At 74.5% G+C, this 11,405-nt stretch carries 12 protein-coding genes, 1 pseudogene and 1 riboswitch; of the genes and pseudogenes, 5 read left to right on the plus strand and 8 right to left on the minus strand.

Translation table 11 applies throughout. The features are described from left to right. Positions 1-213 precede the first annotated feature (213 nt). The 7 genes from MCBG_RS12550 to MCBG_RS12580 all read right to left on the minus strand — a co-directional run bounded on the left by MCBG_RS12550 (position 214) and on the right by MCBG_RS12580 (position 6,356). On the minus strand, positions 214-987 hold the full coding sequence (locus tag MCBG_RS12550; protein ID WP_043325768.1) for a phage shock envelope stress response protein PspM: 774 nt from the start codon (positions 985-987) through the stop codon (positions 214-216). Positions 988-1,003: 16 nt separating this feature from the next. Continuing rightward, positions 1,004-1,855 (minus strand): PspA/IM30 family protein, encoded by an 852-nt coding sequence (locus MCBG_RS12555; protein WP_030503385.1) that lies wholly within the window; start codon positions 1,853-1,855, stop codon positions 1,004-1,006. A gap of 127 nt (positions 1,856-1,982) precedes the next feature. Continuing rightward, positions 1,983-2,423 carry a helix-turn-helix domain-containing protein gene (locus MCBG_RS12560; RefSeq protein ID WP_043325770.1) on the minus strand — a complete coding sequence of 147 codons (441 nt, stop codon included), beginning with the start codon at positions 2,421-2,423 and terminating at the stop codon, positions 1,983-1,985. Between the two features lie 210 nt (positions 2,424-2,633). After that, positions 2,634-3,179, minus strand: a complete 546-nt coding sequence (locus MCBG_RS12565; RefSeq protein WP_043325772.1) for a CinA family protein — start codon at positions 3,177-3,179, stop codon at positions 2,634-2,636. A 71-nt stretch (positions 3,180-3,250) separates the two neighbouring features. Beyond that, a complete protein-coding gene (gene pgsA, locus MCBG_RS12570; protein WP_030503388.1) occupies positions 3,251-3,832 on the minus strand; it encodes a CDP-diacylglycerol--glycerol-3-phosphate 3-phosphatidyltransferase in 582 nt (193 codons plus the stop codon). A gap of 47 nt (positions 3,833-3,879) precedes the next feature. Beyond that, the gene (gene rimO / locus MCBG_RS12575; protein ID WP_043325775.1) at positions 3,880-5,382 is read right to left on the minus strand and encodes a 30S ribosomal protein S12 methylthiotransferase RimO; all 1,503 of its coding nucleotides are present in this window, start codon (positions 5,380-5,382) and stop codon (positions 3,880-3,882) included. A gap of 50 nt (positions 5,383-5,432) precedes the next feature. Then, positions 5,433-6,356 (minus strand): ornithine cyclodeaminase family protein, encoded by a 924-nt coding sequence (locus MCBG_RS12580; RefSeq protein WP_043325777.1) that lies wholly within the window; start codon positions 6,354-6,356, stop codon positions 5,433-5,435. 96 nt (positions 6,357-6,452) lie between these two features. Next, positions 6,453-6,518: riboswitch (guanidine-III (ykkC-III) riboswitch) on the plus strand. A gap of 57 nt (positions 6,519-6,575) precedes the next feature. Between MCBG_RS12580 and MCBG_RS12585 the strand changes: the two genes are divergently transcribed. Together MCBG_RS12585 and MCBG_RS12590 are read left to right on the plus strand one after the other, a co-directional pair. Continuing rightward, positions 6,576-6,890: a DMT family transporter gene (locus MCBG_RS12585; protein ID WP_043325778.1), complete on the plus strand. Its 315-nt coding sequence runs from the start codon at positions 6,576-6,578 to the stop codon at positions 6,888-6,890. Between the two features lie 88 nt (positions 6,891-6,978). Then, a complete protein-coding gene (locus tag MCBG_RS12590) occupies positions 6,979-7,221 on the plus strand; it encodes a hypothetical protein (protein WP_043325780.1) in 243 nt (80 codons plus the stop codon). A gap of 64 nt (positions 7,222-7,285) precedes the next feature. On the opposite strand, the gene MCBG_RS12595 is transcribed toward MCBG_RS12590, so the two are convergent. After that, a complete protein-coding gene (locus tag MCBG_RS12595; RefSeq protein ID WP_043325782.1) occupies positions 7,286-9,742 on the minus strand; it encodes an FtsK/SpoIIIE family DNA translocase in 2,457 nt (818 codons plus the stop codon). A 113-nt stretch (positions 9,743-9,855) separates the two neighbouring features. On the opposite strand from MCBG_RS12595, the gene MCBG_RS12600 reads away from it, so the two are divergent. The 3 genes and pseudogenes from MCBG_RS12600 to MCBG_RS35180 form a co-directional block, all read left to right on the plus strand. Beyond that, on the plus strand, positions 9,856-10,335 hold the full coding sequence (locus MCBG_RS12600; RefSeq protein WP_043325784.1) for a type III secretion system chaperone family protein: 480 nt from the start codon (positions 9,856-9,858) through the stop codon (positions 10,333-10,335). Beyond that, complete coding sequence (locus tag MCBG_RS35175; RefSeq protein ID WP_369799302.1) at positions 10,332-10,925, plus strand: hypothetical protein; 594 nt, start codon at positions 10,332-10,334, stop codon at positions 10,923-10,925. The genes MCBG_RS12600 and MCBG_RS35175 overlap by 4 nt, the downstream gene beginning before the upstream one ends. A gap of 62 nt (positions 10,926-10,987) precedes the next feature. Continuing rightward, positions 10,988-11,405, plus strand: a pseudogene (locus MCBG_RS35180) (YbjN domain-containing protein); the annotation flags it as partial.

The raw sequence follows: 11,405 nt of genomic DNA on the forward strand, positions 1-11,405 counted from the left end.
GGGCTGGCGGGGCGATGGGCGGGTGTGGGGGTGCCTGACCACGAGTTGCCCGCCCGGGCAGACCGAAGCCCTCCGCCCGCCCCCCTGTCCGCGCCGGTGATCAAGGAGTTGGTGTACGGATTCGGCCCGCCTCAGGACACAAACTCCTTGATCAACGCGCGGGACGATCAGCGCGCGGACGATCAGCGCGCGGGGGATCGGCGCGCGGGGCGGTCAGCGGCCGGGCTGGGGGGCTCGGAGGGGGGTGCGGAGTTCGGCCAGGGCCGAGGCCACCCCGTGCAGCAGGTCGGTGGCCTCGGTCAGCCGCGCGGCGGCCGGGTGCGCGGTGTCGGGACGGGCGTCCTCGGCTACGTAGCCGGCGGCGGCCACCACCAGCCGCTCGTACGCGGCCACCCCGTCCTCCAACTGGGCCACCAGCGTGGCGTGCACCTCGTCCAGCGTGCTCTGCGGGGTCAGCTTCGCCGCGCGTTCCACGCCCGCCACCCGGTTCGCCAGCTCACGCAGCGAACGATCGGCCTCGGCCGCCTCCCGGACCGCCGGCTCGGCCAGCCCGGTCAGCCGTCCGGCGAGCCCGGCCAGGGTGAGCGCGGCCCGGTCCAGCCGTGCCCACGGCTCGGCCGCGGCGGTGCCGCGCAGCGCCATGCGGGAGCGGACCCGGCGTACCTCGGCCAGGACACCCGGCCCGACGGGCAGCCGCTCGACGGCGGCGACCAGCCGGGCGCGGGAGCGGGCGGCGGCCTCCGCCGGGTCGAGCGCGGGCGGCGCCGGCACTGCTGCGAGCGCCCGGTGGTCGGCCCAGCGCCAGGCGGCGATCGCGATGGCGCTGCCCGCGGCGCCGGCCCAGGCCGCGTCCGGCAGGCCCAGTCCGGCGTACGGGGTGAGCACCGCCGCGGCGCCGCCGAGCCCGCCGGCCAGCACGCTCCACCGTCGCGCCGAGTTGCGCAGCCTGCGCAACCTGCGGAAGTGTCGGGCCCGTTCGTCCGCCATGGTGTCCGCCCCTCCGTCAGCCGGTCGTGCTCTCCCCGGTGCCGCGTTCCCGGCTCATGCTGGCCCGGATCTCGTCGAGCCGGGCCGCGGCGGCCGGGTCGGCCGGCTGCCCGACGGCGGGGGTCTCCTGCCGGCCACCGAGCTGCTCGCCGGCCATGCTCGACCGGATCTGTTCCAGTCTCGCCGATCCGGCCGAGTCGAGCGTGGCCTTCTGGATCTCCAGCATCCGGCCCTCGACCGAGTTGCCGGCCAGCTCGGCGCGGCCCATGGCGGTGGCGTAGCGGCGTTCGATCCGGTCGCGGACCTCGTCGAGCGACGGGGTGTTGGCGGGTGCGGTGAGCGACGACATCGACTCCAGCGAGCGGGCCACGCTCTCCTGCATCTTGGCCTGCTCCAGCTGGCTGAGCAGCTTGGTGCGCTCGGCCAGCTTCTGCTGGAGGATCATCGAGTTGTTCTCGACCGCCCTGCGGGCCTGGGCGGCCGCGCCGAGCGCCTGGTCGTGCAGCGTCTTGAGGTCCTCCAGGGCCTGCTCGGCGGAGACCAGCTGGGTGGCCAGCATCTGGGCGGTCTGCTCGTAGCGCCCGGCCTCGGCCTCGTCGCCCCGGCCCCGGGCCTGGTCGGCCACTGCGAGCGCCTGCCGCGCGTTGCCCTGGAGCTGTTCCACCTCGGTCATTTGCCGGGACAGCTTCATCTCCAGCTGGCGCTGGTTGCCGATCACCGCGGCCGCCTGCTGCACCAGCGCCTGGTGCTGGCGCTGCGCCTCCTCGACGGCCTGCTGGATCTGCACCTTCGGATCGGCGTGCTCGTCGATCTTCGCGCCGAAGAGCGCCATCAGGTATTTCCAACCCTTGACGAACGGGTTAGCCATCTCCGCCTCGTCCCCTCAGTAGCGTCGCGCCTACATCGTTCCAGCCGGACGCCACTCCGGCACCCGTACGCTCCTGATCAACAGTACGACGCGGACGCCAGCACCGCCCACGACGCGACAGCCGGGGTCAGGCGGCGCAGACCACGTCCCGCTCCGCGGGGCGTACCCGGGTGCTGCGCAGCGTGGCCTTGAGCGGCGAGTCCTGCCGGACCTGGACGGCGACCGCGCCGTCGGTGGTGACCTGCCGGACACCGCGGTTGGTCGCCTTACGCACGGCGGCCGTGGCCACCGGGGCCGGCTCGTCGGCCACCGGGACCAGCACGCCGGGCATCTGCTCGGCGAGGGCGACGGTGTCGCTCACCTCGCGCAGCAGTTCCGACAGGCGGGCGCCGAGCGCGTCGCAGATGGCGGCCAGCAGCTCGCTCGACGGTTCCTTCTGGCCGCGCTCGATCTCGGACAGGTAGCCCAGGCTGACGTTGGCGGCGGACGACACCTCGCGGAGGGTGCGGTGCTGCCCCTGCCTGCGTGTCCGCAGCGCGTCACCGATCACCCGGCGTAGCAGGACCATCGCACCTCCCCCTGGACGGGACCACCATGCCCGGCCGAGCCGCGCCGGGCGCCGGACGCGGAAACCGCTCCGGCGCCGACGGCGACCGTCGGAGCCTTCCCGCAACCGTACCCGTTGGTTGCCACGACGACATCCCACCCCGCCTCTGAAAATCCGTGCGGATCGGCCGGCCGGCGGGCCCGCGGCCGGGCGTGTCGGCGCCGGGCCGGCTCATCGGGGGCCGACCCCCGCCGCCTCGGCGGCGTCGGCGTCCTCGGGGAGCTGGATGCGGTCGGCGAGCAGCCGCAGCGCCTCGATCACCACGGCCGAGCGGATGTGGTCGCGGCCGCCGTCGAGGTCGAGCCGGCGCACCTGCGTGCCGTCCGGCCCGGCGACCGCCACGTAGACCAAGCCGACCGGCTTGCCGTCCTGCGGCTCCGGCCCGGCGACGCCGGTGGTGGCCAGGCCCCAGTCCGCGCCGCACCGCTGCCGTCCGCCCTCGGCCAGGGCGGCGGCCACGTCGGGATCGACCGGGCCGCGCTCGGCCAGCAGGTCCTCCGGTACGCCGGCGAGCGTCGCCTTGAGTTCGGTGGCGTAGACCACCATGCCGCCCCGGTAGATCGAGCTGACCCCGGCGATCTCCACGACCGCCGCGGCGAGCAGCCCGCCGGTCAGCGACTCGACGGTGGCCAGCGTCTGGCCGCACTCGTGCAGGCGGTGCACGACGGAGGCCGCCGGGTTGCCGGCGGGCCGCTGGTGTCTCTCGTCGGTGTCCATGCCCGCCCTCTCTTCCCGCGCCAGGGCGGCTTACTCTTCGGCCGCCCGGAGCGACGAGCCGGCTGCCCGGGTCAACGGGCCGGACGCCGCAGCCGCAACGCCTGGGCGATGTAGTCGAACCCGGTGACCACGGTGACCACCACCGCCGCGCCCATGATCCACGGGCCGATCGCGGCGAGCGCCTCCGGCATCGGCCAGAGGTACCAGGTGATCGCCAGGATCTGCAGCGCCGTCTTGACCTTGCCGCCCCGGCTGGCCGCGATCACGCCGTGCCGGATCACCCAGAAGCGCAGCGCGGTGATGCCCAGCTCACGGGCGAGGATCACCACAGTCACCCACCAGGGCAGGCGGTCGTAGACGGAGAGCAGCACCAGCGCGGCGCCGGTGAGCGCCTTGTCGGCGATCGGGTCGGCGACCTTGCCCAGCGAGGTGACCAGCTCGAACCGGCGGGCGATCCAGCCGTCGACCAGGTCGGTCGCCGACGCCACCACGAAGATCAGGCAGGCGGCCATCCGCCAGCCCGCGTGGGTCATCGCGGACGCGACCACGGTGGCCGCGAAGACGGGCACCAGCACCAGGCGCGCGCCGGTCAGCACATTCGCCGCGTTGAGCAGCGGTACGGGGGCGGCCGCCGTCGACTCCGCTCCCGTCATGTCCCGCATCGCCCCACGTGGCTTCCCCGCTTCGTCCGGGCCCGCCGTCACCGTACCGCGCCGGGCGCCGCCGAGATCATCTCATCCGGTACGGCGACCAGGTCCACGCCCTCGGTGGCGGTGACGGTGGCCCGGACCAGGTCACCGGGGCGCAACGCGGCCAGGTCGACGCCGCCGCCGACCGGCGCGACGAGCGTGGTCGAGCCGTCGACCTCGGGCGCCTGGTGGGCGGCCCGCCCCTCCACCACGCCGTCCGCGACCGAGTCCACAAGCACCTCCACCGTCGCGCCGAGGCGCTCCTCGGCGCGCTGCGAGCAGAGTTCGTCGGCCAGCGCGCTGAGCTTGTCGTACCGCCGCTTGATCGTGGCGGCGGAGACCTTGCCGGCCAGGCCGGCGGCCTCGGTGCCGTCCTCGTCGCTGTAGTCGAACATGCCGATCGCGTCCAGCCGCGCCTCGGTCAGGAACCGGACCAGCTCGGCCACGTCCTGCTTCGTCTCGCCGGGGAAGCCGACGATGAAGTTGCTGCGCGCGCCCGCGTCCGGCGCCAGCGCGCGGGCGGAGGCGAGCAGCTCCAGGAACCGGTCGGTGGAGCCGAAGCGCCGCATCCGGCGCAGCACCGGCTCGCTGGAGTGCTGGAACGACAGGTCGAAGTACGCGGCCACGCCGGGCGTGGTGGCGATCACCTCGACCAGGCCGGGCCGGGTCTCGGCGGGCTGGAGGTAGCTGGCGCGGACCCGCACGATGCCGTCGATCGCGGCGAGCTGCGGCAGCAGCTTCTCCAGCGCGCGCGGGTCGCCCAGGTCCTTGCCGTACGAGGTGGAGTTCTCGCTGACCAGCACCAGCTCGCGGACGCCGGTCTTGGCCAGCCACTCGGCCTCGGCGAGCAGCTCGTCCGGGGTACGCGAGACGAACGCCCCGCGGAACGCCGGGATGGCGCAGAACGCGCAGCGCCGGTCGCAGCCGCTGGCGAGCTTCAGCGAGGCCACCGGGCCGGTGTCGAGCCGGTGCCGCAACACCTGCCGCAGGTGCGCCGGGGTGTGCGCGTCGGTCTCCGGCGCGACCCGGGCCGGGGTGCCGTGCCCGGGCAGCGACACCGCCGCGTCGCGGCGCTTCACCGGGGTCAGCGGCAGCAGCTCCCGCCGGTCGCGGGGGGTGTGCGCGCCGATCGCCTCACCGGCGAGCACCGAGTCGAGGCGGGCGGCGATGTCCGGGTAGTCGTCGAAGCTGAGCACGGCCTGCGCCTCGGGGAGGCTGTCGGCCAGCTCACGGCCGTACCGCTCGGCCATGCACCCGGCGGCGACGACCTTCGCGCCGGTGTCGGCGGCGGCCAGCAGCGTCTGGATCGAGTCCTGCTTGGCCTTCTCGACGAAGCCGCAGGTGTTCACCACCACCACGTCGGCGCCCTCGCCGTCGGTGGTGACCTGCCATCCGTCGGCGTGCAGCCGGGCGGCCAGCTCCTCCGAGTCGACCTCGTTGCGGGCGCAGCCGAGGGTCAGCAGGGCGACCCGGCGCCCGTCGGATTGCGGGGTGGAGGAGGTGGCAGACACCATCCGAGGGTACCGGGCCGGTTCCGTACCGCCACGCCGCCCGTCCGGCACGCTCAGCGGGCGGGAGCGGCCACGCGGGCCAGCCGGTCGAGCAGGAACACCTCGGTGCCGGCCAGACCGGTGGAGCAGAAGACCGAGATCTGGTCCGCGCCGGTCCGGCCGGGGACCGCCCCGGCCAGCACCGCGCCCAGGTCGCGCAACCGACCGGCGTACGGCTCGACGGCGGCGAGCATCGGCGGCACGTACGCGGCGGCCTGCCCCAGCGAGTCGGTGACCAGCAGGTCGGCGGCGTCGAGCAGGTCGGGGCCGAACTCGTGCCGGTCGGTCTGCTTGAAGCCAACGGTGTTGACGTGCGTGCCGGGGGACAGGTCGGCGGCGTCGATCACCGGGACGGTGCTGGTGGTGGCGAGCACCACCACGTCCCGGTCGCGCACCGCGGCGGCGGCCGAGCCGACGGCGCGGGACGGCACGCCCAGCTCGGCGCGGACCCGGGCGGCGAACGCCTCCCGCCGGGCCGCCGAGCGGCTGTACACGGTCACCTCGCGCAGCGGCCGGACCGCCGCGGCGGCCCAGACCTGGGTCCACGCCTGCCGGCCGGAGCCCACCACGCCGAGCGTGGCGGCGTCCGCGCGGGCCAGGGCGTCCACCGCCACGCCACCGAGTCCTCCGGTACGCCGCGAGCCCAGCTCCTCGCCGACGGCGATGGCGCGTACCGCGCCGGTGGTGGCGTCGTGCAGCACGACCAGTTGACCGCTCTCCGGGTGGCCGAACGTGTCGTAGGAGCGGAAGCCGTACCACTGCCCGGTCAGGTGCCCGGCGGTGAGCACCATCCGGCCCCCGCCCAGCGGCGCGGACGCCCGGGGCGGGGCGATGAGCCGCCCGGCGTATGCGGCCAGCAGCGCGTCCCGCATGGCCGCGACGGTGAGCGGGGCGTCCACGGCGGCCGCGACGTCGTCGTCGGAGAAGAGCACGGTCATGCCTTCCATCGTGCAACCTGAAGTTGACGTCAACTCCACCCATGGTGGGCTTTCTCACCCCGCCGCCCGTTCCGCCCGGCCGGTGCTACCGTCGGCCACGACGGCCCGCGGGCCGTCCCGGACGAGTGGTGGGCGTACCCGGTCAGGCCAAGACGCCCCGCGTGACCCGACCGTCGCCCGGCCCGCTCCACGCCGGGCCCGCCCGTCAGAGGTGATCTCATGGCCTGGCTCGTACTGGTGCTCTCCGGACTCCTGGAGACCGCGTGGGCGATCGCGCTCGATCGCAGCGCCGGCTTCACCCGTCCCCTCCCCTCCGCCGTCTTCGGCGTCACGCTCGTCGGCAGCATGGCCGGCCTGGCGTACGCGCTGCGCGACATCCCGGTCGGCACCGGCTACGCGGTGTGGGTCGGCATCGGCGCGGTGGGCACCGCGCTGGTGGGCATGCTCGCGCTCGGCGAGCCGGTCAACCTGCCGCGCGTGGCCTGCCTGCTGCTGGTGGTCGCCGGCGTGATCGGATTGAAGTTGTTCGCCTGATCGATGCCGCATCCGGTTTGGACGACGCGGCGGCCGGGGTACCGGATCTTTCGTTGACCGGTAGCGAGATCACTCACGGAGGAACCCCATGGCCGACATCCACGCCAGCGCCCGTCCGCGTACCAACGCCGCCCGGATCTGCACGATCATCGCGTTCGTCTTCGCGGCTCTCGCGATCTTCCTGTCCCCGCTGATCTTCGGCGTCCTCGGCCTGATCCTCGGCATCGTCGGCGCCGTCCTCGGCGACAAGCCGCTGGGCTGGTACGCCGCCGCCGCGAGCGTGGTCGGCGCGATCATCGGCGCCGTGCTCGTCGCCGCGCTGCTCAACTGAGCCGGAAACCGCCGACGGCGGCTCCCACCTGACGGTGGGGGCCGCCGTCGTCCGTCGTGGGTCGTCAGTCCTCGCCGCCGCGCAGGCCGGCCAGGACCTCCTCCAGCTCGTCCGGCTTGACCAGCACGTCGCGGGCCTTGGAACCCTCGGACGGCCCGACCACGCCGCGGGTCTCCATCAGGTCCATCAACCGGCCCGCCTTGGCGAAACCGACACGCAGCTTGCGCTGGAGCATCGAGGTCGACCCGAACTGCGAGGTGACCACCAGCTCGACCGCCTGCACGAGCAGGTCCAGGTCGTCGCCGATGTCCTCGTCGATCTTCTTCTTGCTGTCCTGCGCCGGGGCGAGCACGTCCGGACGGAACTCCGGCTCCCGCTGGTCCTTGCAGAACTTGACCACGTCGGCGATCTCGCGCTCGGTGACCCAGGCGCCCTGGATGCGCTGCGGCTTCGACGCGCCCATCGGCAGGAACAGGCCGTCGCCGCGGCCCAGCAGCTTCTCCGCGCCGGGCTGGTCCAGGATGACCCGCGAGTCGGCGAGCGAGGAGGTGGCGAACGCGAGCCGGGACGGCACGTTCGCCTTGATCAGGCCGGTGACCACGTCCACCGAGGGCCGCTGGGTGGCCAGCACCAGGTGGATGCCGGCGGCGCGGGCGAGCTGGGTGATCCGGACGATGGAGTCCTCCACGTCGCGCGGCGCGACCATCATCAGGTCGGCCAGCTCGTCCACGATCACGAGCAGGTACGGGTACGGCCGCATCTCCCGCTCGCTGCCCGGCGGCGCCTTGATCTCGCCGTTGCGCACCTTGCGGTTGAAGTCGTCGATGTGCCGGACCCCGTTGGCGGCGAGGTCGTCGTAACGCATGTCCATCTCGCGGACGACCCACTCCAGCGAGTCGGCCGCCTTCTTCGGGTTGGTCACGATCGGCGTGACCAGGTGCGGGATGCCCTCGTAGCCGGTCATCTCGACCCGCTTCGGGTCGATCAGCAGCAGCCGCACCTCGTCCGGCGTGGCCCGGGTCAAAATGGACACAAGCAGACTGTTGAGGCAACTCGACTTGCCCGCGCCGGTGGCGCCCGCGATCAGGATGTGCGGCATCTTCGCGAGGTTGGCCACCACGTAGCCGCCCTCGATGTCCTTGCCGAGCGCCACCACCATCGGGTGGTGGTCGCTGGTCGCCTCGCGGGAGCGCAACACGTCGCCGAGCGACACGTTTTCCGGGTCGGTGTTCGGGATCTCCACGCCGACCGCGCTCTTGCCCGGGATCGGGCTGAGGATGCGCACGTCCGGCGACTTCACCGCGTACGCGATGTTGCGGGACAGCTGGGTGATCCGCTCGACCTTCACGCCCGGGCCCAGCTCCACCTCGTACCGGGTGACCGTCGGGCCGCGGGTGAACCCGGTGACCGCGGCGTCCACGTCGAACTGCTCGAAGACGCCGGTCAGCGCGGCGATCACCTCGTCGTTGGCCTTGCTCCGGCTCTTCGGCTTGGCGCCGCTGCCGAGCAGGTTCGCCGGCGGCAGCGTGTAGTCGCCGGCCAGCCCGGTGAGCGCGAGCTGCTCGGCGCGGGTGGGCAGCGGCGAGTGCTCCGGAGGCTCGACCGGCTTGCGGTTCGCCGGCACCCGCGGCGGCTTGCGCGGCAGCACGAGCGTCTCCTGGAGGTCGACGCCGGCCAGTTCGTCGTCCGGGTCCAGCGGCTCCAGCGGCGACGGCATCCGCTTCGCCGGCCGCTTACGGGCCGGTTTCGCCGCCGCCTCGGCCTCGGCTTCCTCCTCATCGTCCTCGGGCGCGGCCGGGTCGGCGCGCAGGCCGAGCCGCTCCGGGATCTTGTTGATCGGGGTCGCGGTGACCACGAGCAGGCCGAACACCAGCAGCAGAAGCAGCAGCGGCATCGCCACCCACGCGGTCACCGCCGACTTCAGCACGTCGCCCACGCCCGCGCCGATCAGGCCGCCGGCGTAGTCGCGCTGGACCTCGTCGACCGGGTTCTGCCCGATGTGCAGCATCGAGGCGGTCGCCAGCATCATCGAGCCCCAGCCCACCAGGCCGCGACCGCGGTGCTCGGGGTCGGCCGGGCTCCGCATCAGCCGCCACGCGCCGACCATGAACAGCACCGGAAGGATTATCGAGATGGCGCCGATGAACAGCCGTACGGTGTCGGCCAGGTGCCGGCCCACGGGCCCGGCGCCGCCGCCCCAGATGCCCACCGCGCTGAGGATGGCCAGGCCGAACAGCAGCAGCCCGGCGCCGTCGCGGCGGTGCTCCGGATCCAGCTCCCGGGTGGACGCGGCCTGCCGGCCGGCGGCCCGGAACGCCCAGCCCACCGTGTGGGCCAGTCCCATCCAGACGGCGCCCGCGGCGCGGCCGACGAACGCGGCCGGGGCCGGCCCGCGGCGCGCCGGCCGCCGCGCCGGTTTCCGCGCCGCCGCCTTCTTCGCCGGTTGCCGGGCGCGGTTGTTCGTGGTGCCACGCGGCGACGCGCCGCGCCGCCGGCTCGCCTGAGAGGTACGGCCCGCCATAGAGTCACGGTAACGGCGGCACCCGGTGGAACGCCGCTTTTCCGGGTCGTGTCCGCGCGTCGCAGCACGGGTCGGACCGTCGTTTGTGTTATTCGCCTCAGAAGGGATGCCCGATGGCGTCGCCGGAGATCGAGGACGGTCCGGACGGTCCGCTGACCGGACACCCCCAGGCGCTGCGCCCGCTGACCGGCGAGCTGATCGCCGCCGTGCTGGCCCACCGGGGGTACGCGGTGGTCGAGGAGCCCGACGGCGCGCTCGTGGGCCGCTGGGAACGGAACCTGATCTGGTTCCACCGCCGGGGCGCGGCAGGTGAGCTGCTCCAGGTACGCACCGTCGTGGCGCCGCACTTCGGCATCGAGCACGTGCCCGAGCTGCACGCCTTCTGCAACAGGTGGAACCACGACCGGCTCTGGCCCAAGGCGTACGTGCACGTGGCCGACGACGGGTCGGCCCAGATCTGCGGCGAGGTCACCACCGACCTGGAGCGCGGCGTCACACCGCACCAGCTCGACCGGCTGGTCGACTGCGGTGTCACCACCGGCTGTCAGCTGGCCGCCGCCGTCGCCGAGCTGACCGGCGGGACGCTCCGATGACCACGGCACGCGACCGGGGGCTGGCCGCCGCGCTCGCCGACGCCCGGGACCGGCCCGACGGCGAGGAGCGCTGCGCCGAGCTGGAGCGGATCGCCTCCCGCGCGGACGCCACCGGTGACCCGCGTACCGCCCTGTCGGCGCGGTTCGCGCTGGTCGAGGCGTACCTGCACCTGGGTGAGCGGTGGCGCGCGGTGGAGCCGGTGCGGCGGATGCGGGAGACGGTGGCCCGGCACCCCGGGCTGCTGGACGCCCGGCCCGACGAGCTGACCCGGCTGCGCCGGCACCAGCGGCAGGCGGTGGAGGCGCTGTTCGGCACGCCCCGGGTGGGCCTGGATCAGGCCCGGTCCCTGTTGGACACGCTCGCCGGGGAGCTGGGCGAGGACGCCGCGCCGGTCGCGGAGCTGCGCTGCCGCGTCGCCGACCACCTCGGCGACGAGCCGGCGGCCCGCCGGGCGTACGAACGCTGGTCGGCCGCCGACGCGACGGACCCGGTGGTGGCTGTGCGGGGTGCGCCCCGGCGCGGCGGGCCGACCTGCTGGCCGGGTGGGGTGACCCGGAGGCGGCGCTGGCGGCGCTCGCGCCGGCGCTGACCGGCTGGGTCGAGCCGCAGGGGCCACCGACCCGGCGGGCCGAACGGCAGACCGCCGCGACAGTGGCGACGACCTGCACCGACCAGCCCGAGCGGGCGCTCACCGTGGGGCTGCTGCCGTGGCTGCGCACCGGCGCGGTGACCGAGGCGGCCCGGGCGCACGTACGCGCGTACCGCCGGCACCGCCGGGAACGGGCCGCGTTTCCGCTGCTCGCCGCGCACCTGCGCTTCTGCGCGCTGGGCGGCTACCTGCATCGCGGGCTGGAGGTGCTGACCGAGCAGCTGCCCCGGCTGGACCGCCCGGCCGACGACCTGTCCGCGATGGAGTTCGCCGCGGCCGGCGCGCTGCTCTGCGGGCTGGCCGCCGAGGCGGGGCTCGGCGGGCGGCGGATCCACCGCCCCGGGCACGGTTCCCGGCCGGCCGCCGAGGTGGACGTGGCGACACTCGGGCATTCCAGGCGCTTGGCCACGGCGCTCGCCG

Origin of the sequence: Micromonospora sp. M42, assembly GCF_000568915.1 — a bacterium.
Taxonomy (GTDB): Bacteria; Actinomycetota; Actinomycetes; order Mycobacteriales; family Micromonosporaceae; genus Micromonospora; species Micromonospora chalcea.